This is a genomic window from Streptomyces sp. SLBN-8D4 (assembly GCF_049739545.1).
Classification (GTDB): domain Bacteria; phylum Actinomycetota; class Actinomycetes; order Streptomycetales; family Streptomycetaceae; genus Streptomyces; species Streptomyces canus_C.
This window is the reverse complement of record NZ_JBMGQC010000001.1, coordinates 6,798,873-6,825,647: the sequence shown is the minus strand read 5'-3', so window position 1 is coordinate 6,825,647 and position 26,775 is coordinate 6,798,873. Positions and strand designations below refer to the sequence as shown.

At 71.9% G+C, this 26,775-nt stretch carries 24 protein-coding genes, 1 tRNA gene and 5 pseudogenes; 19 read left to right on the top strand and 11 right to left on the bottom strand.

Annotated features, from left to right (window positions below):
- Positions 1–5 precede the first annotated feature (5 nt).
- Entirely contained in the window at positions 6–662 is a 657-nt protein-coding gene (locus RKD20_RS30950; protein WP_424880569.1) for a hypothetical protein, read from the bottom strand.
- 67 nt (positions 663–729) lie between these two features.
- Between RKD20_RS30950 and RKD20_RS30945 the strand changes: the two genes are divergently transcribed.
- Positions 730–1,218: a GNAT family N-acetyltransferase gene (locus tag RKD20_RS30945; RefSeq protein WP_424880568.1), complete on the top strand. Its 489-nt coding sequence runs from the start codon at positions 730–732 to the stop codon at positions 1,216–1,218.
- A gap of 198 nt (positions 1,219–1,416) precedes the next feature.
- Here the strand turns inward: RKD20_RS30945 and RKD20_RS30940 are convergent, their stop codons facing one another.
- The gene (locus tag RKD20_RS30940) at positions 1,417–3,450 is read right to left on the bottom strand and encodes an MDR family MFS transporter (protein ID WP_424880567.1); all 2,034 of its coding nucleotides are present in this window, start codon (positions 3,448–3,450) and stop codon (positions 1,417–1,419) included.
- A gap of 160 nt (positions 3,451–3,610) precedes the next feature.
- On the opposite strand from RKD20_RS30940, the gene RKD20_RS30935 reads away from it, so the two are divergent.
- Positions 3,611–4,561 (top strand): peptidoglycan-binding domain-containing protein, encoded by a 951-nt coding sequence (locus tag RKD20_RS30935; RefSeq protein WP_424880566.1) that lies wholly within the window; start codon positions 3,611–3,613, stop codon positions 4,559–4,561.
- A gap of 60 nt (positions 4,562–4,621) precedes the next feature.
- On the opposite strand, the gene RKD20_RS30930 is transcribed toward RKD20_RS30935, so the two are convergent.
- Both RKD20_RS30930 and RKD20_RS30925 read right to left on the bottom strand, forming a co-directional pair.
- Positions 4,622–5,290, bottom strand: coding sequence for an HAD-IA family hydrolase (locus RKD20_RS30930; RefSeq protein ID WP_424880565.1), 669 nt, complete (start codon positions 5,288–5,290; stop codon positions 4,622–4,624).
- Between the two features lie 192 nt (positions 5,291–5,482).
- Positions 5,483–6,064, bottom strand: a complete 582-nt coding sequence (locus RKD20_RS30925; RefSeq protein ID WP_424880564.1) for a TMEM165/GDT1 family protein — start codon at positions 6,062–6,064, stop codon at positions 5,483–5,485.
- Positions 6,065–6,410: 346 nt separating this feature from the next.
- On the opposite strand from RKD20_RS30925, the gene RKD20_RS30920 reads away from it, so the two are divergent.
- The 4 genes from RKD20_RS30920 to RKD20_RS30905 all read left to right on the top strand — a co-directional run bounded on the left by RKD20_RS30920 (position 6,411) and on the right by RKD20_RS30905 (position 10,282).
- The gene (locus RKD20_RS30920) at positions 6,411–7,055 is read left to right on the top strand and encodes an HNH endonuclease family protein (protein ID WP_424880563.1); all 645 of its coding nucleotides are present in this window, start codon (positions 6,411–6,413) and stop codon (positions 7,053–7,055) included.
- Positions 7,056–7,126: 71 nt separating this feature from the next.
- Positions 7,127–8,806 (top strand): alkaline phosphatase D family protein, encoded by a 1,680-nt coding sequence (locus tag RKD20_RS30915; protein WP_424880562.1) that lies wholly within the window; start codon positions 7,127–7,129, stop codon positions 8,804–8,806.
- A 233-nt stretch (positions 8,807–9,039) separates the two neighbouring features.
- On the top strand, positions 9,040–9,486 hold the full coding sequence (locus RKD20_RS30910) for a DoxX family protein (protein ID WP_424880561.1): 447 nt from the start codon (positions 9,040–9,042) through the stop codon (positions 9,484–9,486).
- Between the two features lie 232 nt (positions 9,487–9,718).
- On the top strand, positions 9,719–10,282 hold the full coding sequence (locus tag RKD20_RS30905; protein WP_424883366.1) for a DedA family protein: 564 nt from the start codon (positions 9,719–9,721) through the stop codon (positions 10,280–10,282).
- A gap of 498 nt (positions 10,283–10,780) precedes the next feature.
- On the opposite strand, the gene RKD20_RS30900 is transcribed toward RKD20_RS30905, so the two are convergent.
- On the bottom strand, positions 10,781–11,011 hold the full coding sequence (locus tag RKD20_RS30900) for a DUF2277 domain-containing protein (protein WP_424880560.1): 231 nt from the start codon (positions 11,009–11,011) through the stop codon (positions 10,781–10,783).
- Between the two features lie 116 nt (positions 11,012–11,127).
- Here RKD20_RS30900 and RKD20_RS30895 point away from each other — a divergent pair, with 116 nt between their 5' ends.
- Entirely contained in the window at positions 11,128–12,042 is a 915-nt protein-coding gene (locus RKD20_RS30895; RefSeq protein WP_424880559.1) for a ketopantoate reductase family protein, read from the top strand.
- Between the two features lie 56 nt (positions 12,043–12,098).
- Here RKD20_RS30895 and RKD20_RS30890 read toward each other — a convergent pair whose 3' ends face one another.
- Positions 12,099–12,611, bottom strand: a complete 513-nt coding sequence (locus tag RKD20_RS30890) for a GNAT family N-acetyltransferase (protein WP_424880558.1) — start codon at positions 12,609–12,611, stop codon at positions 12,099–12,101.
- Positions 12,612–12,744: 133 nt separating this feature from the next.
- Here RKD20_RS30890 and RKD20_RS30885 point away from each other — a divergent pair, with 133 nt between their 5' ends.
- A complete protein-coding gene (locus RKD20_RS30885; protein ID WP_424880557.1) occupies positions 12,745–13,731 on the top strand; it encodes an alpha/beta fold hydrolase in 987 nt (328 codons plus the stop codon).
- On the opposite strand, the gene RKD20_RS30880 is transcribed toward RKD20_RS30885, so the two are convergent.
- Complete coding sequence (locus tag RKD20_RS30880) at positions 13,689–14,315, bottom strand: dihydrofolate reductase family protein (protein WP_424880556.1); 627 nt, start codon at positions 14,313–14,315, stop codon at positions 13,689–13,691. The two genes, RKD20_RS30885 and RKD20_RS30880, sit on opposite strands and share 43 nt — an antisense overlap.
- A 58-nt stretch (positions 14,316–14,373) precedes the next feature.
- Positions 14,374–15,570, bottom strand: a complete 1,197-nt coding sequence (locus tag RKD20_RS30875) for an MFS transporter (RefSeq protein ID WP_424883365.1) — start codon at positions 15,568–15,570, stop codon at positions 14,374–14,376.
- A 252-nt stretch (positions 15,571–15,822) separates the two neighbouring features.
- Here RKD20_RS30875 and RKD20_RS30870 point away from each other — a divergent pair, with 252 nt between their 5' ends.
- Both RKD20_RS30870 and RKD20_RS30865 read left to right on the top strand, forming a co-directional pair.
- On the top strand, positions 15,823–16,371 hold the full coding sequence (locus RKD20_RS30870) for a YciI family protein (protein ID WP_424880555.1): 549 nt from the start codon (positions 15,823–15,825) through the stop codon (positions 16,369–16,371).
- A gap of 61 nt (positions 16,372–16,432) precedes the next feature.
- A pseudogene (locus tag RKD20_RS30865) lies at positions 16,433–17,398 on the top strand (YihY/virulence factor BrkB family protein).
- 21 nt (positions 17,399–17,419) lie between these two features.
- Here the strand turns inward: RKD20_RS30865 and RKD20_RS30860 are convergent.
- A complete protein-coding gene (locus tag RKD20_RS30860) occupies positions 17,420–17,845 on the bottom strand; it encodes a DUF6003 family protein (RefSeq protein ID WP_424880554.1) in 426 nt (141 codons plus the stop codon).
- A 203-nt stretch (positions 17,846–18,048) separates the two neighbouring features.
- Here RKD20_RS30860 and RKD20_RS30855 point away from each other — a divergent pair, with 203 nt between their 5' ends.
- The 3 genes from RKD20_RS30855 (at position 18,049) to RKD20_RS30845 (ending at position 20,350) form a co-directional block, all read left to right on the top strand.
- Complete coding sequence (locus tag RKD20_RS30855) at positions 18,049–19,389, top strand: MFS transporter (RefSeq protein ID WP_424880553.1); 1,341 nt, start codon at positions 18,049–18,051, stop codon at positions 19,387–19,389.
- A gap of 50 nt (positions 19,390–19,439) precedes the next feature.
- On the top strand, positions 19,440–19,910 hold the full coding sequence (locus RKD20_RS30850) for a hypothetical protein (RefSeq protein WP_424880552.1): 471 nt from the start codon (positions 19,440–19,442) through the stop codon (positions 19,908–19,910).
- Between the two features lie 101 nt (positions 19,911–20,011).
- Positions 20,012–20,350, top strand: coding sequence for a hypothetical protein (locus RKD20_RS30845; protein ID WP_424880551.1), 339 nt, complete (start codon positions 20,012–20,014; stop codon positions 20,348–20,350).
- Positions 20,351–20,394: 44 nt separating this feature from the next.
- Here the strand turns inward: RKD20_RS30845 and RKD20_RS30840 are convergent.
- Positions 20,395–20,466: transfer RNA gene (locus tag RKD20_RS30840), tRNA-Val, on the bottom strand.
- Between the two features lie 211 nt (positions 20,467–20,677).
- Here RKD20_RS30840 and RKD20_RS30835 point away from each other — a divergent pair.
- From RKD20_RS30835 to RKD20_RS30810, 6 genes and pseudogenes are all read left to right on the top strand, one after another.
- Entirely contained in the window at positions 20,678–21,448 is a 771-nt protein-coding gene (locus tag RKD20_RS30835) for a DUF4097 family beta strand repeat-containing protein (protein WP_424880550.1), read from the top strand.
- A gap of 79 nt (positions 21,449–21,527) precedes the next feature.
- Positions 21,528–22,904: a hypothetical protein gene (locus RKD20_RS30830; RefSeq protein WP_424880549.1), complete on the top strand. Its 1,377-nt coding sequence runs from the start codon at positions 21,528–21,530 to the stop codon at positions 22,902–22,904.
- Positions 22,905–23,038: 134 nt separating this feature from the next.
- Positions 23,039–23,226, top strand: a pseudogene (locus RKD20_RS30825) (hypothetical protein).
- Between the two features lie 13 nt (positions 23,227–23,239).
- Positions 23,240–23,900, top strand: a pseudogene (locus RKD20_RS30820) (hypothetical protein).
- Positions 23,897–24,487: pseudogene (locus tag RKD20_RS30815) on the top strand (DUF6895 family protein); the annotation flags it as partial. The pseudogenes RKD20_RS30820 and RKD20_RS30815, both read left to right, overlap by 4 nt.
- Positions 24,481–25,098, top strand: a pseudogene (locus tag RKD20_RS30810) (DUF6895 family protein); the annotation flags it as partial. The pseudogenes RKD20_RS30815 and RKD20_RS30810, both read left to right, overlap by 7 nt.
- A gap of 190 nt (positions 25,099–25,288) precedes the next feature.
- Here RKD20_RS30810 and RKD20_RS30805 read toward each other — a convergent pair.
- On the bottom strand, positions 25,289–26,653 hold the full coding sequence (locus RKD20_RS30805) for an alpha-lytic protease prodomain-containing protein (protein ID WP_424880548.1): 1,365 nt from the start codon (positions 26,651–26,653) through the stop codon (positions 25,289–25,291).
- Between the last annotated feature and the right edge of the window lie 122 nt (positions 26,654–26,775).

The window sequence follows — 26,775 nt, the reverse complement described above, 5'->3', positions numbered from 1 at the left end:
TCAGCTCAACTCCCCTTCGCGTGACGCCTGTTGACTGCCCACGGCTGATGTCCCCGGCTGGCGCGCGTGTGGGACTCGCCGGTGGGTGTACGGGACTCCTCGCGGCTCCGCGACGGGCCGACAAGATCCTCGAAGAGGGCCCGTGCCTCGACCATGGCCGCGCGCATGTCCTCCGTGTCCGTCCGGCCGTCGCCGTCCTGCCGGGCACTCGCCACCACGTGCACCCGCCGGTAGCCGTGCACGTGGTCCGCGTGGTGCACGGACAGCGCGTTGAACTGTTCCTCGTACTGCCCGCCGTCCGGGAAGCCCCGGGCCTTGGCGAGCTCGGCGAGCAGCCGGTCCGCCTCGGCGACGGCCTCCCGAGGGGAGTCGACGAAGCGCTCCTGGGCGGCCGTCCAGCGGTCCTCGTACCGCTGACGCTCCGCCGGTTCGAGTGGCTGCTCGCGCAGCGATCCATGCCGCTCCACGCGTTCGGCGAGTTCGCGCTCGGCGGCCTTCTCGTCCCCGTCGTGCCGGGCCACGGCACGGTCGTATTCGGGCCCGAAGCGCCGCTTCAGGCCCCGGCCGTGCTGCGCGCCCCGGCCACGCAGGGTCAGGACGGCCGCCACAACGAGGACGGCCGCCACGATCACGATCAGAGCGATGATCAGGCCTGTTGACATGTCTGCCGGGTTGCCCTGAACCCTTTGTTCAAACCGTCTCCGCATATGTGTACGCGACAATCCAGCCATGACCTGGACCATCACTCCGGAACATCCCGCCTCCCCCACGGCAGCGGCACTCTGGCGCGCCTACTACACAGAGGTCAGCGACCGCTATTACCTCCTCCACGAGAACCGCAGAACGGACCCGGCCGAGCTGGAGAGGGAGGTGGCGAAACAGACCGGAAGCGAACTGACCCCTCCGACAGGCCAGTTGCTGGTGGCCAGATACGCGGGGGAACCGGCCGGCACAGCCGGCATACGCCTGCGCCCCGACGGAAGCGCCGAGCTCACCCGGGTCTACCTGCGCGAGGAACTGCGCGGCAAGGGCGGCGCACCCCTCCTCGTCGCAGCGGCGGAGTCCGCGGCCCGAGCCCTCGGCGCGACCCGCCTGGTCCTGGAAACCCGCAAGGACCTGACCGAGGCCCTGGCCCTGTACGCGAGGCTCGGCTACGAGGAGACAGAGCCCTACAGCGACGACATCTACGCGGACCACACCCTGGCCAAGCCCCTGTAGCCCCGACGGCCCGCAAGCCGCGTACGGCGGCAAGGGGACGGGGTGGGGGGTGTCCGCCCGCAGCGGCCGGCGTCCGGACGGGCACCCCCCACCGCGCCGCAGGCATCAGGGGCGCGGGGAACTGCGCAAAAACGCCCGCCCCCACGCACCCGCACCCGCACACGAACCCGCACACGAACCCGAACCCGAACCCCCTGCTCAACCGCCGGTGGCATACGGTTGCTCACGATCCGACCCACACAATTCGTCATTCAGATCCTTCACCAGCCGCACAAGATCGGTGGGCCGATCGGGCCCCCACCAGTCCCCCAGCAGCTCCCCGAGCGACGCCTCCCGGGCCGCCGCGAGCCGCGCGGCAACCTCCTCCCCCGGCTCGGTGAGGAACAGATCAAGCCCCCGCCGTGTCCCCAGCCCCCGTTCCTCCACCTGCCGCGCCCCCTCGATGATCACGCCCAGCGGCACGGACGTGCGCTCGGCGAGCAGCGCCGGCTCCACCCACCCGTACTTCCGGATCCGCAGCACCAGCCAGCTCGCCGCGGGCAGCAGGTCGTACCCGGCTCGCGCGGTGATGTCCCGGTAGACCTCCCGCCGCCCCTCCCGGGTCCCGAGCACCGACAGCGCCCGGCACACCTCGTCGTACGACGACCGTTCCACGGGGTTGCTGGCCAGCGTCTCGGTGACGTCGGGTGCCGTGACCGACCCCCGCAGCCGGTCCTCCTTGAGGAACCAGGCGAGCACGAACCCGAGGAACGCGACGGGCGCCGCGTAGAGGAACACGTCGGTGATCGACGAGGCGTACGCGTGCAGCGCCTCGGGCCTGAGCGAGCCCGGCAGCTCCGCGAGCCCCCGGGAGTCGGCCTCGATCCCGGACACCGAGACCCCGGGCGGCAGTTGGGCCCCGTGCAGGGCCTCGGCCAGCTTGTCCCCGAGCCGGTTCGCGAAGACCGTACCGAAGATGGCGACGCCGAAGGACGCCCCGATGGACCGGAAGAAGGTCGCACCGGACGTGGCGACGCCGAGGTCCTCGTAGGAGACGGCGTTCTGCACGATGAGCACCAGCACCTGCATGACCAGGCCGAGCCCCAGCCCGAAGACACAGAAGTAGACGCTCATCACCCAGGTGGAACTGCTCTCGTCGAGCCGGTGCAGAAGCAGCAGCCCCAGCGTGGTGACCGCGGTCCCGGCCACCGGGAACACCTTCCACCGCCCGGTACGGCTGACGATCTGCCCGGACAGGGTCGAGGAGAACAGCAGCCCGAACACCATGGGCAGCATGTGCACACCGGACATGGTCGGTGAGACTCCGTGCACCACCTGGAGGAAGGTGGGCAGATAGGTCATGGCCCCGAACATCGCGAACCCGACGATGAAGCTGATGACGGCGGACAGGGTGAAGGTCCGCACCCCGAACAGCTTCAACGGCAGCACGGGCTCGGCGGCCCGCCGTTCGACCCCCACGAACACCACGGCCAGCAGCACCCCCAGCACCGCGAGCCCGACGATCTGGGGCGATCCCCATCCCCAGGTGTTGCCGCCCAGCGAGGCCACCAGCACCAGACAGGTGGCGACGGCGGCGATGAGGAAGGTCCCCAGGTAGTCGATGACGTGCTTGGTCGACTTACGGGGGATCCGCAGCACCACGGCGATCACGGTCAGCGCGACCACACCGACCGGAAGGTTGACGTAGAACACCCACCGCCAGCTCAGATGCTCGGTGAACAGCCCGCCCAGCAAGGGTCCGAGCACGCTCGTCGCCCCGAACACCGCTCCGAACAGCCCCTGGTAGCGGCCTCGTTCGCGCGGTGTGACGAGATCGCCGACGATCGCCATCGACAGCACCATCAGCCCGCCGCCGCCGAGCCCCTGCAGAGCCCGGAAGGCGATCAGCTGGGTCATGTCCTGGGCCATGCCGCACAACGCGGAGCCGATCAGGAAGATCACGATCGCGGTCTGGAACAGCCGCTTGCGCCCGTACTGGTCACCGAGCTTGCCCCACAGCGGTGTCGCCGCCGTGGAGGCCAGCAGATACGCCGTCACGACCCAGGACAGATGTTGCAGGCCACCGAGGTCGCTGACGATGGTGGGCAGCGCGGTGGACACGATCGTCTGGTCCAGCGCGGCGAGCAGCATGCCGAGCAGCAGGGCCCCGATCGAGACGAGGACGTTGCCGGACACGTGGTGTTCTCCCGTGTCTCGCACATCCTCCGTCATACCGTGCGCGTCCGCGGCCATGAAGACCTCCTGAGACTCTCGTTACCCCTCCATCGTGGTCGGTGTGACCCCTTACGGCCTGTTGAGTCCCATTGGAAGCAGATATTCCGGGGGCTTCCGAAAGTCGGCTGTGGAGGGGTTCTGCATAATCTCTGGAGTTTGTGAGGGGAGGGACGAACACATGGCGGAGTCGAACGGCCATCGGTGCCCGGAGTGCGGGGCACGGAGAGGGGCGGACAACACCCCGTCCTGCGGGTGCACCCGGCGCGCGTCGGACGCACTGCGGGACACGCGTACGGCGGACGCGGCCGCGGCGGAGGACTTCGATCCGCTGCGCATACGGCCGTACGTGGAACTGGACGACGAGACCGCACCGGTGCCGAGGGTGCCCGCGCCGGACGCCACGATGCCGCTGCGCGTGCCGACACCGCTACCGCCACCGGCCACCCCGAGCCCCACGGATCTGAGCCTGTTCGAGGCGGAGCGGGACGCCTCCGCGCACGCCTCGACCGCGGCCGCGCATCCGCGCCGCACCCGACGCCGTACCGTCCTGCTCGCCTCCGCCGGGGCGGTCGTGGCCGTGGTCGCCGCGGCCGGTCTCGCCAGTGGGCTGTTCGCGTACGAGCCGCCGTCGCGGGACGAGGCGGCACCGCAGGACGTACGGCCGGCGGTCCCGGACGCGACGACGACCGCCGCGTCGGCTCCCCCGTCCAAGGCCACGGCGTCCTTACGGCCGCCCGCCGCACCGCCGTCCGCCACGGCGAGCGCGAGCCCGTCGGCCTCCCCGTCCCCGTCGAGGTCCAGCGCCTCCCCGAGCCCGTCCCGGTCGGCCGAGCCCTCGGCGACCCCGACGGCGTCCGCCGCGACGAATCCGGCGGCCGGGTCCGACGCGGCACGCGAGACGGCGCCGCCGGTGCTGCGGCGGGGGTCCGAGGGGGCGGAGGTGGTCGAGCTCGAACTGCGGCTCACCCAGGTCGGGCTGTACTCGCGCAAGGCGGCCGGGCACTACAACGAGGGGGTCGAGGACGCGGTCGCCGCGTATCAGTGGCAGCGAGGGATCCAGGTGGCGGAGCACGGGGTGTACGACCTGGTCACGCGGGAGCGGCTGGAGTCGGAGACGAGGCAACCGTAAGGCGGTTGTGCGGGTGCGGGACAGGCGCCGGTCGCGCCCACCCCGCACCCCTGAAAGCTCTCAACCCACGTGGATCCGCAGCGTGCCGTCCGGCCGCGCCTCCACCCGCACCTGCGCCAGGTCCCGCACCACGACGTCCGGGCCGTGCGTACCGGCCCTCGGACCGATCCCCACCACGGGCATCCCCGCCGCCTTTCCGGCCGCGATCCCCGCCCCGGAGTCCTCGAAGACCACGCACTCCGCCGGTGCCACGCCCAGCTCCGCCGCCCCCTTGAGGAATCCCTCGGGGTCCGGCTTGCTGGCGCCGACCGACTCCGCGGTGACACGGACATCGGGCAGTTCCAGCCCCGCGGCCGCCATCCGGGCCGTGGACAGCGGCACGTCGGCCGAGGTCACCAGCGCGTGGGGCAGTCCTCGCAGGGAGGCCAGGAACTGAGGCGCCCCCGGTATCGCCACCACCCCGTCCATGTCCGCAGTCTCCTCCGCGAGCATGCGCGCGTTGTCCGCGAGGTTCTGTTCCATGGGCCGGTCGGGCAGCAGGACCGCCATCGAGGCGTGCCCCTGGCGGCCGTGGACGACCTTCATGACCTCGTCGCCGTCCAGCCCGTGGCGGTCGGCCCAGCGGCGCCAGATGCGTTCGACGACGGCGTCGGAGTTGACGAGGGTGCCGTCCATGTCGAGCAGGAGGGCGCGGGCGGTGAGCACGGTGGGGGCGGCGGTGGCCGTCATCGGCAGCTCCAGGACGCGGGACGTGGGGCTTCGGAGGTGTCGCCTCCGCACCCCCCGGAGGAACAAGGCGGCCCCGCCCGCCGGTCAGGGAGAACGAGCGGAGGCCACTTTGTTTCTCCACGGTACAAAATCGGGCCGGTTCTCGCCACCACCTCCCGGAGAACGCCCGGAACAGTTCACCCGCCGTTCAGCTCAGCCGGCCACGGCCTCCCACAGGCTCCACAGCCCGAGCGCCAGCATCAGCAGCGCCGCGACCTTGGCGATCAGCTTCAGCGGGACCCGCTTCATCAGGGCCTTTCCACCGACGATGCCGAGCCCGGCCACCGTCCACAGTGCGAGGACCGCGCCGAGGCCGACGGAGAGCGGGTCGTCGTACCGGGCCGCGAGGTTCGCCGTCATGATCTGGGTCAGGTCTCCGAACTCGGCGACCAGGATGAGCATGAACCCGGCCCCGGCGACCTTCCAGAAGGACTGGTCCCGCGGCTTGCGGATCTCCTCGTCGCCGTCGCCCTTCTTCAGGAGCAGTACGGCCGCGCCGCCCAGGAAGAGCACGCCGGTCACGGCCTGCACGATCTGCTGCGGCAGCAGGGTCAGCACGCTGCCCGCGGCCACGGCGAGCGCGACATGCAGCGCGAAGGCGGCGGCGACGCCCGCGAAGACGTAGGAGGCGCGGTAGCGGGTGCCGAGGACGAGGCCGGCGAGCGCGGTCTTGTCGGGCAGTTCGGCGAGGAAGACGACGCCGAAGACGACGGCCGTCACGGTGAAGCTGATCAAGGGTCCTCAATCGGTCGGGGGCTGCCCCACCGAGAGTGTTCCTGGGAAACGACGCCTCGGCACGGCAGCACACAGTCAGTGCACTACTGGCCGAAGGTCTCGCTGGCCGATCCCTGAAGACCTGCCTCCGGGCGCCGGCTCAGACGAGCTGAGCAGTATGTCGACGGTCCGGCGAAGAGCTACTCCCCTTCAACGCCCTCCATCGTACGTGATCGTTTCGCCATAAACCTTGTCGTGTCATGTACGCGTCACTAACTTCTCACCGTACGCACATCTCCCCGCAACACGGAGCCGCGAGCATTCGAACGCTCGCGCTCCAACACCCCCGCCCCCCAAGGGAGTTCGCATGCCGAAGTTCTACGCGCGTCGACGGCTGAGCATACTCGGCGCGCTCACCGCGCTCATAGCCTCCGTCGCGGTCCTCAACGGCCCGACCGCCTCCGCCGCCCTCCCCACCCCGGTCAGCGCGGCCACCGCCCGCACCTACCTCGCCTCGCTCACCGTGGCGACCGAGAACCGCACCGGCTACAACCGGGACCTGTTCCCGACCTGGATCACCATCAGCGGCACCTGCAACACCCGCGAGTACATCCTCAAGCGGGACGGCTCGAACGTCGTCGTCAACTCCGCCTGCACCGCCACCAGCGGCAGCTGGTACTCCCCGTACGACGGCGCCACCTGGACCGCCGCGTCCGACCTCGACATCGACCACCTGGTCCCGCTCGCCGAGGCCTGGGACTCCGGCGCCGGCGCCTGGACCACCGCCCAGCGCCAGGCCTTCGCCAACGACGTCACCCGCCCCCAGCTCATCGCCGTCACGGACAACGTGAACCAGTCCAAGAGCGACCAGGACCCGGCCGAGTGGATGCCGTCGGTCACGTCGTACCGCTGCACCTACGTCCGCGCCTGGGTCCAGGTGAAGTACTACTACGACCTCTCCGTCGACTCCGCGGAGAAGAGCGCGCTGACGAGCTACCTCGCCAACTGCTGACGATTCCGTAACGGAACCTCGCCGCGGACCTCCGTCGTTCCGTACCGTACGGGGCGACGGAGGAGGATCACGTGACGGATCTGCGGGTGGGACCACTGCTCAGGTACGTGGACGGCTCGTCCGCGACCGTGTGGGTCGAGACGAGCCGCCCGTGCACCGCCGAGGTGCGCTGCTCGGACGGCACCGGCGGCGAGGCCCCCACCTTCCAGATCGCGGGCCACTACTACGCGCTGGTGCCCGTCGACGGCCTCGCCCCGGGCACGGAGCGGTCCTACGAGGTGTTCCTGGACGGCACACGCGTGTGGCCGCTGCCGGACTCGCCCTTCCCGCCCTCGGTGATCCACACGCCCACCGAGGAGGCGCCGGTCCGCGTCGCCTTCGGCTCCTGCCGCTGGGCCGCGCCCCCGGACGGCGAGCACGACCCCGTGGGCCCCGACGCCCTGGACACCCTCGCGTCCCGGATCGCCGCCGATCCGGAGGGCGAACGGCCGGACGTCCTCGTCCTCCTGGGCGACCAGGTCTACGCCGACGAGACCTCCCCGGCCACCCGGAGCTGGCTGGCCGCCCGCCGCGACCTGAGCGACCCGCCGGGCAACCAGGTGGCGGACTACGAGGAGTACACCCACCTCTACTACGAGTCCTGGCTCGACCCCGAGGTGCGCTGGCTGCTGTCCACCGTGCCCAGCTGCATGATCTTCGACGACCACGACGTCATCGACGACTGGAACACCTCCGCCGCCTGGGTCGAGGACATGCGCACCCTCTCCTGGTGGCGGGAGCGGCTGCTGAGCGGGCTGATGTCGTACTGGGTCTACCAGCACCTGGGCAACCTCCCCCCGGCCGAGCTGGCCGCCGACCCGCTCTACGCCGCCGTACGCCGATCCCCCGACGGAACCGACGAGTTGCGCGCCTTCGCCTGCCGGGCCGAGGCCGACGCGGCCTCCGTGCGCTGGAGTTACCGGCGCGACTTCGGCCGGGTGCGGCTGCTCATGGTGGACTCCCGCGCGGCCCGCGTCCTCGACGAGGACAACCGGTCGATGCTGGACCCCGGCGAGGCGGAGTGGCTGCGCGAACAGGCGCTCGCGGAGCGCTCCTCCTACGACCATCTCCTGATCGGCACCTCGCTGCCCTGGCTGCTGCCGCATCTGGTGCATGACGCCGAGGCGTGGGACGCCGCACTGTGCCGGGGGGAGCGCGGGGCGCGCTGGGCCCGGTTCGGGGAGAATCTGCGGCGCAAGGCGGATCTGGAGCACTGGGCGGCGTTCCCCGACTCCTTCACGGCTCTGGCGGACCTGATCGCCGAGGTGGGTTCGGGTCCCGAGGCGCCGGCGACGGTGCTGGTGCTGTCGGGGGACGTGCACCACGCGTACGTGGCCGAGCCGAAGTGGCGCACGGGCGGACCGGACGCCCGCGTCCTCCAGCTCACCTGTTCCCCCGTCCACAACTCCGTGCCCTCCTACATCCGGTTCGGCTTCCGCTTCGGCTGGAGCTCGACGGCGCGGGCGCTCGGGCGGGGGCTCGCCCGGCACGGACGCTGTGCGCGTCCGCCGGTCTCCTGGCGGCACACGGGCGGTCCCTGGTTCGGCAACCAGCTCATGACGCTGACGCTGAGCGGGCGTTCGGCGCGGCTGCGGCTGGACCACGCGCGGGAGTCGGGCGAGGGCGGGACCCGGCTGGTGACGATCTCGGAGTCCGAACTCACCGGCGGGAGCGGACGCGAGGCGTCCCGGCTCGCCGGGCACGACATCTGATACACCGTCAAGCCCGCTGGATTCGGACACACTTTCGGTCGCCGATGAGAAGCGTGGGAGCGCTTCCACGTGCGACTGCGGGTGCAACGGAAGGGATAAGAGGGGCGTACCGATGGCCAAATGTTGAACTAGCAAGCATCAAAGAGGGGCCCCTAACGTGGAGGGCTGATTCGGCTCCCATCCCCCTGGGGCGACCCCCCTGTGGGACCGACCCGACCGAAGGAGTCCCCCACATGACCGGACGCCTGAACAGCGCCCAGCCATACGTCCTCGGCCTGTACCGCATCGTCGTCGGCCTGCTCTTCCTCTGTCACGGCACCGCCTCCCTCTTCGGTGTCCTCGGCGGTGCCGCGGGCACCGGCGGCACCCTCGAAGCGGGCAGCTGGCCCGGCTGGTACGCCGCCGTGATCCAGCTCGTCTGCGGCAGCCTCGTGCTGCTGGGTCTCGGCACCCGCGCCGCCGCGCTCCTCGCCGCGGGATCCATGGCGTACGCGTACTTCAAGGTGCACCAGCCGGCGGCTCTGTGGCCCATGGAGAACGGCGGCGAGGCCGCGGCGATGTTCAGCTGGGCCTTCCTGCTGCTGGTCTTCACCGGGTCCGGCGCGTTCGGCCTGGACCGGCTGTTCGCGAAGCGCTCGGCACAGGAACGAAAGCCGGCGGCCGAGCCGGTGGCCGTCTGAGGCGATCACGTACGGTGCCCTCCCCGCGTCCGTGGGGAGGGCACCGGCGCGTCCGGTGCGTCCGGTGCGGACGCGCCAGCCGGGTGAACATGCCGCGCGCTTCTCATGAGCCCCCCGTGAATCTCCTGTCACTGCCCACGCGTACGCTGTATGGCTGTCTACGGGGGAATCACGGGGAGTCGCGGTGTTGGAGAGCCTGGGGTCAGTGACCGGCAGTCCATGGATCTACGCCATGGTCGCGCTGTCGGTGCTCCTCGACGTGTTCGTGCCGCTGCTGCCCAGCGGGGTGCTGGTCATCACGGCCGCTACGGCCGCGGCGGCGGGCAGTGCGGCGACCGGACAGGTCCCGGACGTGATGGCCCTGATCCTCTGCGCGACGACCGCCTCCGTGCTGGGTGACCTGGCGGCGTACCGCCTCGCCTTCCGGGGCGGCGCCCGCCTCGACCGCGCGATCGCCCGCTCGCGTCGCCTCACCACCGCGCAGGAACGTCTCGGCGACGCGCTCTCCGCGGGCGGCGGGGCCCTGGTGGTCCTCGCCCGCTTCGCCCCGGCCGGCCGCTCGGTCGTCTCCCTCCTGGCCGGCACCGCCCACCGCCGAGCCCGTGACTTCCTCCCCTGGTCCGCCCTCGCGGGCCTCTCCTGGGCGGCGTACAGCGTGGCCCTCGGCTACTTCGGCGCCCACTGGCTGGGCGCGACCTGGCTGGCGACGGGGGTGTCGGTGGCCGCGCTGTTCGGGGCGGGCGCGGTGGCGGCCTTCGTGATGCGCCCACGACCGGGACAGGCGGAGGCGGGCTGACGGCGTCGACGACGCTGGGGGCAGGTCGGCCGGGGGCTACTGGAGCCGCGCAGCGACACGGCCCTGCGCCCGCACGCAGGCCAAGCTGAAGCAGCAACCGACCGGCGACCGCAGGACGGACCCGGGCTACGGGCCGGTGGGGCCACACAACGGCACGGCCCCGGCAGCAGGTAGGTCAAGCTGAAGCGGGACCCGACCGGCGACGGCGGGACGGACGTCGGTCAGGGACTGGTGACCCCGCGCAACGGCACACCCCCGCACCCGCAGGACGCGCGACGGCTACGGGCCGGCCGCCCCGCGCAACGAGACGACCCCAGGTCGAGCCCCAGCAGCAACCGACCGGCGACCGCAGGACGTACATCGGCTACGGACCGGTCGCCCCGCAGGGACACAGCCCCGCGCGCCGCAAGCCATGGCACCAACAGGCGCTGTCCCGGTCGGCACCCGCCCGGGGCAGCCCGCCTCACCCGGCGCTGCTCGCGGCTGGAGCCGCCCGGGTCACCCCGCCTCGCGGCGGGCCGTTCCCCTGACTTCCAGGTCCGCCAGCAGTTCCGCCGTCGCCTCCGCGATCACCTCCACCGCCCGTTCGAAGACCTCGCGGTTGTGGGCGGCGGGGGTCCGGAAGCCGGACACCTTGCGCACGTACTGGAGCGCGGCGGCCCGGATCTCCTCCTCCGTCGCCTCCTCGGGCAACACAGGCGGACGAAGCGTCTTGATACTGCGGCACATACCGACAGTCTCCCTCCCCGAGCGGATCGGCGCTTCCGTCCGCCCGTTCCGAATGCCATGATCTCGCCGAGGCGGCCACCGGTCCCGGGGCCGACCGACGAGAGGAACAACCCGACATGGCGCACGACTCCGCGCACCAAAAACGCACCGTGGCCGTCCTGGGCCCGGGTGGCACCGGCGGCCTCCTCGCCGCCCTTCTGGCCCGCGCCGGACACCGGGTGATCTGCCTGGCCGGCGACGACACGGCGGACACCCTGCGCACGGCCGGCATCCAGGTCCGCAGCGGCACCTTCGGCGACTTCACGACCCCCGTCGAGGCCGACACCGAGCTGCGCGAACCGGTCGACGCCTGTGTGATCGCCGTCAAGCACACCTCCCTGCACTCCGCCCTCGACCGCGTCCCGCCCACCGCCCTGGGCGACGCCCTGGCCGTCCCCCTCCTGAACGGTGTCGAGCACCCGGCGACCCTGCGCACCCGCTACCGCCCGGACCGGGTCGCCCCCGCGGTGATCCGGGTCGAGTCGACGAGGGTCGCGCCGGGCGTCATCGAGCACGGCAGCCCCTTCGCCGAGCTCGACCTGACCGGCGACGGCGTCCCCCGCAAACGCCTGGACGCCCTGGCCTCCGTCCTGGCCGCGGCCGGCCCCACCACCCGCGTCCTGGACGACGAGACAGCCACCCTGTGGGCCAAGATGTCCTTCCTCGCCCCCTTCGCCCTCCTCACCACCCTGCACGCCCTGCCCCTCGGCGAGGTACGCACCCGTCACCGCGAGGAACTGTCCGCCCTGGTCGAGGAGACCGCCGCGGTCAGCGCGGCCTGCGGCGGACCCGCCGACCCCGCCCAGGCCCTCGCCCGCTACGACGCCTTCCCACCCGGCACGAAGTCGTCGATGCAGCGCGACGCGGAGGCGGGCCGCCCCCTCGAACTGGACGCGATCGGTGGGGCGTTGCTGCGCGCGGCGGACCGGCATGGAGTGAAGGTGCCCGTCGCGACCCGGGTGGTCGGGGAACTGGCGGACGCCGGCCACTGACGGCCCGCCCGACCCGTCGCCTGGCGATCCGTCACCGGCCGTCTCTGCGCGGACTCTCAGCCGTCGTCCCCGCCGGTCAGGTCGAACCGCCAGTCGTTCGACGTGATCCAGTGCCCCTTCGGGTACTCGAACTCGGCCTGTCCGAGCAGCGTGAAGCCCGCCCGGCGGCAGACGCCGTTCGACGCGGTGTGCTCCACGCTCGGGAACGCGTGCAGATACCGGTGTCCGCCGGTGGCCCGTGCCTCCGTCACCACGGCGCGGGCCGCCCGCGCGGCCAGTCCCCGTCCCTGGAACTCCGGCAGGATCCCCCAACCGGTCTCCCATATCAGCGAGTCCTGCCACTCGCGCTCCCAGAACCCCACCGAGCCGACGGTCTCCCCGCCCTCCGCCAGCGTGACGCGGTACATCCGCCCCGACGACAACTCGACGTACCGCCGATGCCGGTCGACGAGCTTCTCCTCGCTCTCCGGCCCGCCCAAGTGGTCGGTCATCTCGGGGCTGTTGGTCCGCTCCAGCAGCCAGAAGTCGCCCTCCGCCCAGGGCACCAGCCGCACCTGCTCCGTATCCATGCCGACCACCGTAGGCGCAGGGTCTGACAACGCCTCCGACCTGCGGATTTGCCGAACCGGCAACAAACCTCGCGCGACCCCGTCGCCACCCCGCATGCTCGTCGTGGCCCGTATCCGTACGTACGGAGGACACATGCCACACCTCACCCACCGTCTGGTCCCCGGTCCCGCCGGCCGGATCCATGTCGTGGAACAGGGCACCGGGCCCCTCGTCCTGTTGCTGCACGGCTTCCCGGAGTCCTGGTACTCGTGGCGGCACCAGCTGCCGGTGCTGGCCGCGGCCGGATACCGCGCGGTCGCCGTGGACGTGCGCGGATACGGCCGTTCCTCGAAGCCGGAGGCGGTGTCGGCGTACCGGATGACCGAGCTGGTGGAGGACAACGCGGCCGTGGTGGCGGCGCTCGGCGAGCGTTCCGCGGTGGTCGTCGGGCACGACTGGGGCGCGACGATCGCCGCGCACTCGGCGCTGCTCCGGCCGGAGGTCTTCCACGCGGTCGCCCTGCTGAGCGTGCCGTACACCCCGCCCGGCGGCCCCCGCCCCAGCGAGGTCTTCGCCGGGATCGGCGGGGAGGAGGAGTTCTACGTCTCCTACTTCCAGGAGCCCGGCCGGGCCGAGCGGGAGATCGAGCCGGACGTACGCGGCTGGCTGGCGGGCTTCTACGCCGCGCTCTCGGCGGACACGATGCCCACCGCCGACGCCCACCTCCCGGCCGCCGACCCGCACTTCGTCGCACCCGGCGGGCAGTTGCGCGACCGCTTCCCCGCAGGCCGCCTCCCGGCCTGGCTCACCGAGGACGATCTCGACGTCTACGCCGGGGAGTTCGAGCGCACGGGACTGACCGGTGCCCTGAACCGCTACCGCGCGATGGACCGGGACTGGAAGGACCTGTCCGCCTACGCGGGCGCGCCGATCCGACAGCCCTCGCTCTTCCTGGGCGGCACCCTGGACGCCTCCACCACCTGGCTGTCCGACGCCATCGACGCCTTCCCCACCACGCTGCCCGGTCTGCACGCCGCCCACCTCCTCGACGGCTGCGGCCACTGGATCCAGCAGGAACGCCCCGAGGAGGTCGGCCGTCACCTGACCGAGTGGCTGGGGTCGGTCGCGAGCGGGCGGTAGCGCACGTTCACCGCGGCCGTGCGGTCGCCGCCGTCGTGGCGTTCGAGGCGGACGGGAGCGCCGCCGGGTTGGTCGAACAGCCGGATGCCGTCGCCGAGCAGGACGGGCACGATGTGCAGGTCGATCTCGTCGATCAGCCCGCGTTCGAGGAGCTGCCGGCCGATCGTGGGCGAGAAGACCTCCACGTTCTTGCCGCCGGCGGCTTCCAGGGCGATCCGGACGGCCTCGGCGATGTCGCAGCTCAAGAAGGTCACCCCGCCGGCGGGCGGCGCGTCCTCGGGGTGGTGCGTGAGGACGAACAGCGGCCCCTTCCACGCGCCGCCGTAGACGGCACCGGCGTCGGGGAAGGCGTCCCAGCCGTCCCGGCCGCCCAGCACGGCCCCGGTGGTCGCGGCGTACTCCTCGACGAGGCCGGGCCGGAACGAGAACCCCGTCATCCAGTCCATCGTGTGCCCGGGACCGGCCACGAACCCGTCCAACGACATCGTGAAGTGCCAGAGCACCTTGCCCGCGGCGGTCTGCGGTGCCATGTCCGCCACCGAAGTCGTCTGCGTATGCGTATGCGCGTGCTGCGGATTCTCCATGGCTGTTCCTTTCTCACGGCGCTTCTCGTTTCCTTGAGACCGGCCCGGCGCGCGGAAGTCATCGCCGGAGCGCCGACGTGCGGTCCTGCCCAGCGGCCGACCCTGCTCCACGCGCGGCCACGGCCATGACGGCGACGGCGGTGAGCACCATGCCCGCGCCGACGTAGAGCGGTGCGGTGTAGCCGAGACCCGCGGTGATGGCGAGGCCTCCGGCCCAGGCACCCAGGGCGTTGCCGATGTTGGACGCGGACACGTTGGCGCCTGCGGCCAGCGCGGCGCCCTGCGCGTGGTCGGTGACTCGGGTGATCATGCCGGGCACGCCGGCGAACCCGGACACGCCCATCAGGAAGACCAGCACCACCGACGCCGTGGGGCTCTCGGCGAGCAGTCCGAACACGGCCAGGGTGACGGTGAGACCGGCCAGGGCGAGGAGCAGCGTACGGTCGCGGTCGTGGTCGGCGGCCCGACCGCCGACCATGTTCCCGACGACCAGGCCGACGCCGTACACCATGAGCAGCCAGGCGACATCCGCCGAGGAGAAGCCGCCGACCTCGGTGAACGTGTAGGCGATGTAGCTGAACGCGCCGAACATCCCGCCGTAGCCGAGCGCGGTGGCCACCAGGGTGAGCCAGACCTGCCCGGACCGGAAGGCGCCGAGCTGGGCGCGCAGGCCGGTGGGAGGCGCCGGTTCCGTCGTCGGTGTCGTAACGGTGCGGCCCGGCACGCACGCGATGATCCCCGCGAGCGTGAGCAGGCCGACCGCGGTGACCGCCCAGAACGCGGCCCGCCAGCCCCAGTGCTCCCCCACCAGCGCGCCGAAGGGCACGCCGAGCACGTTCGCGACGGTCAGCCCGGCGAACATGACGGCCACCGCGCGGGACTTGCGCTCCGGCGCGACCAGGCTGCGCGCGACCAGGGAGCCGATGCCGAAGAACGAACCGTGGCACAGGGCAGCGACGATCCGCCCCCACAGCATCACCGGGTAGCTCGGCGCGATCGCGGACAGCAGGTTGCCGAGGACGAACAGGACCACCAGGCCGACCAGAACCTGTTTGCGGGGCAGCCGTGCGGTCGCCGCGGTCAGGACGATCGCGCCGACCGCGACGCTCAGCGCGTATCCGGAGATCAGCCGGCCCGCGGCCGCCTCGGACACCGCGAAACTCGACGCCACCTGCGGCAGCAGGCCCGCGATCAGGAACTCGGTCAGCCCGATGCCGAACCCGCCGACGGCCAGCGCGAGCAGCCCACTTGGCATCCGTCGCCGTTCGACCGCCGGGCTATGCACGGCACTCCTCAAGATCCGCGTCCATGAACAGACCCTCGCCTCCCGGCCGCGGCCCGGTCCATGGACAAAGCACCGACGAAGCTTGGACGAAAGCGGGGCCGACGTTCCCGACCGGGGAGCCGGAGCGGTGAACCAAGTGGCTCTACGACGATCTCGGCGCGCGGGCGCTCCCGGGCCAAATGCCATTGAGATGCCGACGTGGATCGACAAGGCTCTGGGGCCATGGAGTTCTTCTGCTACCACCGTGACCGGCCCGGCTCCCTGCCCCTGCGGGAGGAGCTGACGGAAGCGCACTGGTCCTACATGGACCGGTTCGCGGACGAACTGATCGCCCGTGGGCCGACGTTCGGCGCCGACGGGGAGACACCGACCGGCAGTGTGCACATCGTCGATCTGCCCGACCCCGCCGCGGCGCGCGCGTTCGCGTTCGACGAGCCCAACTACCAGGCCGGGGCGTACCGGGACGTGCTGCTGCGTCGCTGGCGCAATCTGCTGGGCCGCACCATGTGGGACTTCCCCGGCGGCCGGACCGGTGACGACCGGTACCTGGTGCTCGGTCTCGGCACGGGCGAGGCCGTCGATCTCGCCGTACCGCCGGAAAGGGACGATCTGATCGCCTACGGTCCCCTGCTCTCCGACGACGCCACCGCCTGGCTGGGCACGGCGGCCCTGGTCCGCGCCCCGGACCCGGAGCGGGCCCGAGCCGTGCTGACCGCGGAGCGGTACGCGGCCGTGGAGGTCCACGCGTGGGAGTTCGGCGGGCGGCGCTGACAATCCGGTTCTCGGGGCAACCGCACAGGGACCAGCCGTCCGAGCAAGGAGCGTCCACGCCATGGGTACCGCCGTCCGCGTCCCGCAGACCCGGGACATGATCGGGGACGAGCTCTCCGGAGACGAGGCGTTCACCGCCCTGCGCCACTACGGCGGCCTGCGGCTGCTGGCCGACTCCTTCGCCCGGTTCCGTTACGCCGACGGCTTCACCAACGCCCGGGCCCTCGCCTTCCAGGTGGTCCTCGGGCTGGTGCCGTGCACCGTGGCGCTGGTCGGGCTTGCCACGTCGGTGCACACGGAGGGCGTGGGCCGGATCATCGAGCTCACGCTGGGCCGGATCGTGCCGGGCGCGAGCGCCGACATCGTCAAGGACGCCTTCGACGGCACCCGCCGCACCGCGCACGGCAGTGTCTGGAGCACGCTCGCCCTGTGGCTCGGTCTGGGCTTCGCCCTGCTGAACCTCGCCTCGGCCATGGGCCAGATCGAGCGCGGCGCGAACCGGATCTACGGCATCGAGCGCGACCGTGCCTTCCCGCGCAAGTACGCGCGCGGGATCGTGCTCGCGATCGCCGCCGGTCTGCCCCTGGTGCTCGGGTTCGTCGTGCTGGTCGCCGGCGAGGCCGTGGGCGACGCGGTGGCCGAGTCCGCGGGCCGGGAGGGCGGCGGGCCGCGCTGGTGGGGTGTGCTGGACCTGCCGGTGGGGCTCGCGCTGGCCTGGGTGGCCTCCGCCGTGATCTTCCGCTGGTCGCCGCGTCGCGTGCAGCCCGGTTACACCTGGCTGGCCTTCGGCTCGGCCGTGCATCTGCTGCTGTAGGTGTCGGCCACCTGGCTGCTCGCGCTGTACGTCGAGGAAAGCGGTGCCTTCGGCGCGGTGTACGGCCCGCTCACGGCCTTCATCGCCCTGCTGCTGTGGGCGAACCTCACCGCTGTCGCGCTGTTCCTCGGCATCGCGTTCGCAGCCCAGCTGGAGGCGGCCCGCGCCGGCATCGAGTCGGCCGTGCACCCGGATCCCGGTCCGGGTGCGTGAGTCCGTACGGCGATCTCGGCGTCAGCCTTGCGCGGCGGCGGTGACGGTCGCGGGGTCCACGCCGGTCAGTTCGACGACACGGTGCGGTGGCACGCCGGCGGCCAGGGCGCGTCCGATCAGGCCGTCCCGGCCGTCCGCGGTGTCGCGGTAGGCGAGCAGCTCCTCCTCGACCCCGGCGAGGGACTCCGGGGCCAGGTGGTGGCGGACCCGGCTCAGTTCCTCGTCGCTCAGCGGCACGGGCAGGCGTTCGGCCCCCTCGGGCACGGCGGCGGTCTCCTCCGGCGGCAGCAGACGCAGGTGCGGGGAGGTCGGCGTGGAACCCTGGGCATCCAGCCACGCGCGAACTGCGGGAGTCTCCATGCACGCGAGCTCGCCGACGGCGGCGGGGGGCACGCCGAGCTGCGCGGAGGCGTCGTCGAGCAGGAACAGGTAGGCGTCGTCGGTCATCCTCGGCTCCTTCTCACCAGGGGCTGATCGACCTCCCATTACCCGGCCTGGTCCGGCTAATGTGCGGGGGCGGGGAGCGACCCGGGAGGAGCGAGGACATGGTCGGTATTCCGAGCGCGCTGTGACGTCGTAGGCCCTCCGGCCTGTCATCGCGTGCTGCCCTCGACGGTGCGGCACAGCCTGCCTTCGATCCGAGGATCCCCGTGCCGTCCTCTTCTTCCGCCGTACCCGATTCCGATCGTTCCGATCGGTCCGTCCCGTCGAGCCTGTGGCGGGACCGCGACTTCCGTAGCCTCTGGGTGGGCCAGACGGCCTCCCAACTCGGCGAACACACAAGCCTGTTGGTGTTGCCGCTGTTCGCCGTACTGACCCTCGACGCCGGTGCCGGCGAGTTGGGCGTCCTGCGAGCGGTGGGGCAGGCGCCGATCCTGCTGCTCTCGCTCTTCGTCGGCGCGTGGGTGGACCGGTGGCGGACCCGTACGGTGATGGTGCTGTCGGACACCGGCCGGACCCTGGCCCTCGGCGCCGCCGCCCTGGCCGGGTTCCTCGGCTGGCTCGGCCTGCCCGCGCTGTTCGTGGTCGTCTTCGCCGTCGGCGTCCTGTCCGTGTTCTTCGACGTCGCCTACCAGTCGTCTCTCGTACGGCTGGTGAGACGCGATCAGCTGGTGCGGGGCAACAGCGCGCTGGAGGGCAGCCGGTCCGCGGCGCAGATCGGCGGTCCGGCCCTCGGCGGGGCGCTGGTGTCATGGCTGTCGGCGCCGGTCGCCGCCGCCGTCGGCGCGTTCTTCTTCACGCTGTCGTTCCTGTCGATCCGAAGGATCCGGCGGAGCGAAGCGGTCCCGGAAGTCCGGGAGCTCCCGGAGCTGCGGCGTCCTGCTCGCACCGGGCGGCGCATTCACGAGGGGCTCCGTTTCGTCGTCGGCGACACCTCGCTGCGGGCCGTGTGCCTCGCCTCGGCGGCCTTCCAGTTCTCCTTCGCCGCGCTGATGACCGTCCATCTGCTCTTCCTGCCGCGGGAACTGCATCTGTCGGGCACCGTCGTCGGGCTGTCGCTCGCGGCGACGGGTCCTGGCGCGCTCCTGGGATCGCTGCTCGCCGCCCGTCTGCCGGGCCGGTTCGGTCATGGTGCGGTGCTCGTGTCCGCGGCGGCACTCGGCGACGGCGCGTTCCTGTGGGTACCCGCGCTGCACGGCTCATCGGCGACGACGGTCGCCGCGCTCCTCGCGGTCGGCTTCGTGTTCGGCGCGGGCGGCCAGCTGGTGAATGTCACGGTCATGGCCGTCCGGCAGGCGGTCACCCCGGACGGCATGCAGGGCCGCGCGGCCGCCACGATCACGTTCGTCGGCATGGGCCTGACCCCGCTCGGCTCCCTGCTCGGCGGATACCTCGCGCAGGAGTGGGGGTTGCGCACCAGCCTCCTGGTGACGGCCGCGGGCATGCTGCTGTCACCGGTGGTGATGGCCCTGTCCCCACTCGCCCGCCTGGGACGGACACTTCCGGAACCCGCGGAACCCGCGGAACGCACCGTCCGGGCGTCCGACTGATGTGTACGGGACCGGCCGGTCGCCGCCCGGCCAGGTGGCAGGCTCGCTGCATGGCAGATGACGTCGTGGGGAATCAGGTCGCCGACCTTCAGGCAGAGTGCGCAGAACAGGCCCGCAAGAACCGCTTCCGTCGGCGGTTCTGGCGGTTCGCCCACGCCGCGCTCGGACTGCCGGCCGCCGTGCTCGCCGGGATCTCGGGCGCAACGGGGCTCTCTTCAGCAGACGCCCGTATCCCAGCGGCAGTACTGGCACTGGTCAGCGCGGGGCTGAGCGCCGCCATCGCCTTCCTGAAACCGGAGGTGCATCAGCAAGCGGCTCACGCACGCCGCAGGGCCTACCTGGCATTGGAGGTCGAGGCCCGGTTCGCCCTGACCCAGGCGGCATCCAGGGGAGAAGCCGTATCACTGTGCGACTACCGGAATCTGCTGGAGCGCCGAAGGATGATCATCGCGGGTCAGGTCGACGAGCTTGTGCAGCGGATCGCTGTGGGAGGTCCCACCGTGGCTGAGGCCGACGAATGAAGAGGCTCGCACTGGCCAACTGGAGTGTTCGCTCACACCCGTTCGCATGAACCTCCCGAAGCCACTCGCCACCCAAAATCGAACAGGCGTAGCATTGTCTCGTGGCTGAGACCTATGACTTTCCGAGTGACCTCCTCGCCGGTCAGGAGGAGCTGCATCAGGTCCGGGCCGAGCTGTCGGCCCTGCTCAAGCGGCTCCCCTGGTCGGTCGCACCGCTGGACGGCTTCAGCGACGACAACGGCTGGCGGAAGGTGGAGCGCCCCGCCTCCCCCGGCTGGACCCCCGACGAACAGGCCGAGGTGGAGAAGCTCCGGCAGCGCGAACACGAACTCGCGGTCTTCGTCACCACCCACCGCTTCTGGAGGGAAGTGGAGACCCCGGACCGCGTCGACGCCCGGACCGGGCTGAAGCACGCGTCCCGCAAGCAGGAAGCGGGCTGAACGACGAAGGACCCCGGCCGAGACGGCCGGGGTCCTTCGTGATGTGGGCGCGGACGGTTTCGAACCGCCGACATCCTGCTTGTAAGGCAGGCGCTCTACCCCTGAGCTACGCACCCGAGACGAGTCGACAGCCTACCTTGCCCGGGGCCCTGCCCTGCAAACCCTTACCCGCGGGACCGGCGCGATCAGGGTCGGTACGGGGGAAAACCCCACCCCCGATCCGGGAGCGACCCGGATCCCCCGCCCGGGCCCCGGTCCCTAGGGTCGAAGCAAGGTCGCGGACTGCCCGCGACCGCCCGCCCAGGGCTAGATCAGGGGGAGATCGACATGGTCCGTTCCGTTCCCGCACGTGCCGCCGCCGCGGCCGGGATCCTCGCGCTCGTCGTCGCGGGGGCCACCGCCTGCGGTGCCTCCGCCGGGGACGACAAGACCCCCGATCACAAGTCCTTCGCCCTCCAGGGCCGCACCCTGACCGTCGACTCCGACGACTCGGCGCTGGAGATCGTCGCCGCCGATGCGAACAAGGCGGGCACGATCGAGGTCACCCGCTGGTTCCAGGGGACCGTCGCCGTCGGCAAGGACCCCGAGGTGACCTGGTCGATGAAGGACGACCGGCTGGTGCTGCGGATGAAGTGCAGCGGTGTCGTGGCCGACTGCGCGGCCAAGCACCGCATCGAGGTGCCCCGGGACATCGGCGTGAAGGTCGTGGACGGCGACGGCAGCGTCCGGGCCCGGGGTTTCACCCGGCCGCTGAGCATCAGCACCGGTGACGGTTCCGTGCGGGTCACCGACTCCAGCGGGCCGCTGGAGCTGCGCACCGGCGACGGGTCGATGCGCGCCCAGGTCACCTCCCGCCGGGTCACCGCCCGTACCGGGGACGGCTCGCTCCACCTCGAACTGGGCGCCGTACCGGAGCGGGTGGAGACCCGCAGCGGCGACGGCTCCGTGACCGTCGAGCTGCCGAAGGCCACCTACCGCGTCGACACGAAGTCCGGTGACGGCGGGGTCGACGTGTCCGTGCCCCGCTCCGACTCCAGCGACCACTTCGTGTCCGCCCAGAGCGGAGACGGGAAGATCACGGTGCGAACCGCGAACTGACCGGCCCGTGTGTTCGTCCCTTACCGGTGGGAGAATGACACCGGGCACCGCCAGGACGAACACAGCACGGGAGAGGGATGTGACGGCGACACCATCGCAGTCGTACTCGTCGTCGTCGGTGCCGCGTGCACACCGCCGGGCGCTCAGGGACACCCTCACGCTCGTCGGTCTGCCCCTGCTCGCCGCCCTCGCGCTGCCGGCCGCGTTCGCCGGCGGCGGCACCCGGCGCTGGTTCGGGGGGCGCGCCGAGAGCCAGCGGGCCGAGGCGCAGGCCGCGAAGGACGCCGCCGCGGCCGCGTTCTACGAACTGGACACCGCCCAGCGGGATCTGCGGATCTCGATAGAGACCATCACCGCCGTCGACGACTCCCCCGCCGCCCGGCGGGCGGTCGCCGACTTCCAGGCGATCAGCGGACGCATCGACGAGGCCAGCCGCCACTACATCGAGGCCGTCGACGCCCATGACCTCGACCGGGACGACCTGGAGGCGTCGGTCGCCGCACACGCGCGTACCGAGCTCACCCGGGCCAAGGACGAGCTCGGCAACATCAAGAAGGAGCTGGACCGGTTCGGCGACAGCCTAGGCCCGCTGCTCGACAAGGCCGAGACCCGGCTCGCCCGCCTCGCCCCGGCCGTGGAGCGGGCCCGGCAGGGGCTGCTGGCCGCCTCCAACGCCCTTGACGCGGTACGGGAGTCGGGGCTGAAGGCGGACGACCTCGCCGCCCGGCTCGCCACCCTCGGACCCGAACTGACCAAGCTGAACCAGGGTGCCGGGCAGCACGGCGTGGCGCAGACCCTGGAGCGCGCCGAACTGGTCGCGCGGGAGGCCGAGTCGATCCGGGTCGAGGCCGAGCGGCTGCCGGAGCGAGCCGCGGAGATCGACCACCGGCTGGTCTCCCTGCGCACCCGCGCCGAGGCCCTCACCACGCGCGCGGGCCAGGTCGACCCGGTCCTCAGCGAACTGCGCCGCCGGTTCACCGCCGCCTGCTGGCAGGACCTCCAACACGTGCCGGACCAGGCCGCGGAGAACGTCCGGCAGGCCGAGCAGAAGCTCCGCGAGGCCCGCGTCGCCCGCGACGAACAGCGCTGGCCGGACGCCACCTCGCTGCTCTCCACGGTCCGCGCCCTGCTCAACACCAGCGACGAGTCCGTGTCCGCCGCCGGCGACCGGCTGCGCCGGCTGAACGCCGTGCAGAAGGACCCCCAGCAGGAGATCGACCGCACCCGCTTCGCCCTGCGCGACGCCCAGCGCCTCGCCATGACCGGCCGCACCACCCCCGACCCACGGCACGCGCGCCCCCTGGACGACTCGGTGGCCCGCCTGGACCGGGCGATCGCCACCCTGGAGGGCCGCCACCCCGACTACTGGCACTTCCTCACCGAGACGGAAGCGGTACGGCAGACGGTGGCCCGGGTGGTCGCGCAGATCCGTGAGGAGCGCGGCGGCGCGCACTAGAACTGCTCGTCAACTACTCGCGAGCAGGCAATTGAATCCCGCACGAACTAGACAAATCATCCTTTTTTGCATAGATCCCCCAATGCGGTGACATGTACTGATACCCGCAGACCTCTCGCAAAGGAGATGGTGGTATGTCCTCCACCGAATTCCAGCTCGAGGACCTCACCGAGGTTCCCGGCACCGACGTCGAAGCGGCTCTCGACCCGTCGAGGCCGACGGGGTCTACCGCGACAGCCGCCAGTGCGCGGCGCTCGCTCTGACGTCCTCGTCGAGCAACCTCCTGCTGTCGCCTCCGACGCCACGGCCGAAGAAGGGCTGACGGGAGAATCCGAATGGAGCAGTCAGGCACTTCGACCCGCCTCGCGGGCGCGGTGCAGGGCCTCACCTCGGAGGCGCGATCGCCGAGGGGCAGGGCCCCGGGACGACCGCCGACCCGTCCCTCGCCACCGTACGGGTGGTGGGCGCCGATGTCGTCCTGCCGAGCGTCCTGCTGCGCTGCCCGCCCCCCGAACCGGACGACCTCACCCTGTTCAGCAGAGCCGTACACGCCTATCCGCCCCCCGCCGAAGCCGCTCCCACCTCGGTGTGGAGTCACTGGGCCATGAGGCGGGCGCTCCTGCGGCTGGACGCGTCCCTCGACGGCGCGTCGGGCGACGACAGCGAACCCGGGGCGGCCTGGCTCGACGACGCGCCATGGCAGTTCCTGACCCACCAACTCGCCGCGCTCGCGCTGCCCGGCGAGGACTGCGCGGTGGCCCGTGCGGCGCGCCGCCGTCCCCTCGATGTCGCCCGGGGGTTCGTCCGGGCGGTCCGCCGCCGCGACTGGCTCCAGGCAGCGGAGCGGGACGCCGGCTGGTCCTCCTGGACGACGTGCCGCAGACACTGGGCCTGGACACCGGCCTTGAGTTCGTGGCGCAGATGGGCGGCGAGGACGCCCGGGTGGCGCTCCAGGTCGAGGCCGCCCAACCGATGCGGACCGGAGCGCTGGTGTGACGGCGCCCGAGGTCGGGGCGGCCCCCGGGGTCCGGTCGACCCGCGGGGTCCAGACGACGCGCGAGGTCCAGGCGACGCGCGAGGTCCGGGACCTGGCCGAGGCCGCGTTGACCTGGGTGTCCGCCCACCGCGACGGATTCGCGCTCGGCGACGACGCGCTCGCCGAGCACGGCAACGTGAACACCACCTGGAAGCCCCTCGGGGAGCTGGCCCAGGTGTGCGTCTGCGTACGACGGCACACCGAACCGGCCGACCCGCTCCACGTGACGGCGTCCGACCTGCTGTCGTTCGCATGGCACCAGACCGGGCGTGGCGCCCTGTTCACGGAGTTGCAGCGCCTCGAACCCTTCGCGACCTATCCGCTGGAGCTGTACGCGGCCTTCGCGTCGGCGGGCCTGCGCCACGAAGGCTATGAGCGCGCCACCGCGACGGTGGCCCGCACCCGCGGCTGGCACGTGACGGAGCAGGAACCGAACCGGCGCATGAGTGTGCTCAACTCCGAGCGCCGCAGCGGCATCCCGGAACACGGGGACATGGCGCGGGCACTGGACCGCACCTGGCTCGCCGGCCTGCCGGAGCCGTGTACCTGCCGTTCAAGGAGCTGGGCTACAGCAGCCCCGAGGCCGAGCGGGCCTTCCGGCTCAACCAACGGCTGGACAGCTTCGCCGCGCTGGAGATGTCACCGGTCCGCCGCCTGGGCCTGTCCGCCTTCCAGCGCCGCTTCGGCCTGCCTCCCCGGCTGCCGGAAGCCGACCTCGTCGGCGCGACCTGGCTGGGGCGCGCACCCGAACCCTGGACGGTGGAGGGGCACATCGCCTACGACATCACCCACACCGTCTTCCATCTCACCGACTGGGGAGAGAGGCCCGAAGGTCTGCCGGCCGAGGTCGCCGACTACCTCGCGACCTGGCCTCCGGTCTGGCTGGACGACTGGCTCGACCTGCAACGCTGGGACCTGCTCGGAGAGTTGCTCGTCGTCGACGCCTGTCTGCCCCGGCTCACGTTCGACGAGCGGGCCTGGGAGGGGTTCGCCGCCGCCCAGCAGCCGGACGGCGCGATGCCCGCCGTGCGCACGATGCCGCAGGGCGAGCCCGACGAGGTCTTCGACATCGTCTACCACCCGACGCCGGTGGCCGCCTTCGCCTCCGTACTGGCCACGTCCCGCGCCCTGACGCACCTGGTGCGCACCCCGTCATGACAGCCGCCGCACTCCCCTGGCCGGGCGGTCCGCACGACCTAACCGACGTACTCCCGCCCGACGTCCCGCGGGCGGAGGACGACGAGAGGGTACGGCGGCTGCTCGATGCGGCCGTCGCCGCCGTGGACGCGCCCGACGTCGTGTTCGCCCTGACCCGGCACGGTCGCCGCACCGTGATGTCACCCCGTCCTCAGACGCGCTGCCACAGGCCCGGAGCGAGAGCGGGCTGCCACCCGGCCTGCGCCTGATGCGGCTGCAGGCACTCGTACTCGACGCCGTCGAGGGTCACCCGCTCCCCGACCTCGTACACCCGGCCCGCGGCCCAGGAACCCTCCTGGCCGTCCTCGGGGACGGATGTGCCGCTCCCGCTCGTGCTGGTCTTCAACGTGAGGCCGTAGGTGCTGAGCACCGGGTTGATCGGCTGGTAGAAGGTCGTACCGCCGCGTGTGCAGTCGCCGGAGCCCCCGGAGGTGACGCCCTGGGCCTGGACTCCCGAGATGTAGGAGCCGCCGGAGTCACCCGGCTCCGCGCACACCGTCGTACGGGTCACGCCGTCGACGGTGCCCTCGGCGTAGGTGACGCTGGTGTCGTGCTGCTGGATCATGCCGCAGTGCCAGCCCGTGGTGGAACCGGACCGGCACACCGCGGCCCCCACCAGGGCCTGCACCGAGCCGGCCGTCTGCACGTCCTGGCCGCCCTCGCCCTTGACGGCGGACGTCGCGGTCCAGTCGCTGTTGACGCCCACCCACGACATGTCCTGCCCGGGGAAGACGGACGCCTCAAAGGTGCCCTGGGCGACCTGGTTGTACCCGGTGGTCTTCGATCCCGCCTGCCCGCAGTGGCCGGCTGTGGCGAACCCCTGCTGGTCGCCCTTGGTGACGCCGAAGCCCACGGAACAGCGGAACGTGTCGTCGATGTAGAAGGCGTCACCTCCCTTGATGTCGAAGAGGGCGCGCGGCTGCTCGGCCGACACCTTGACGTCCACGAGCGCGCTGTCGACGCCGGCGGCCCCGATGAGCGTGTCCGCGGCGGCGCGGCTCGTCGCCTGCAGCGTCACCCGGTTGGTCCGTACGTCGACGTACCGGACCGGCGTCTGAAGGCCCTTGCCGGTCACGGCACGGTCCAGCTTCGTCTTGGCCGCCTTCAGGTCCGCCAGCGGGGTGTCGACGACCACGGCCCGCGCACCGCCGGCCTCGATGGCCGGGGTGTCCGTGACGTCGGTGCTCGCGACCGTCAGGGCGGCGGAGGTGGGGCCGTTCACCCAGGCTCCCGCGAAGCGCTTGCCCAGCGCGTTACGGAGCCGGCCGGCGCGCGTGCCCGCCTCGGCCTCGTTCACCAGGCGGGTCCTGGCCTGGGCCTCGGTCAGGCGCAGATCGCGCTCCATGGCCCGCAGGACCACGGGTGAGGGGCTGTTCGCGCCCAGCGTCTCGGCGGCGGAGGGTGCCGGCGTCGGCGCGGGGGGCTCGACGGCCGCGGCCGCGGGCAGCCCCGTGAGCACGAGTGCGCCGAGTACCGTCAATGCGGCACAGGCGGCTGAAGCGGGTCTGTGGGCCATCAGGCGTCTCCTCAAGTCGGGTACAAAACATCTCGAACCCCTAGGCTTTGCCGAATACGGCTCAAGGGATGTCCGTTTCCCGGTCGTTCCGCGCATCGGACGACAAGAGGGGGCCGCCCGGC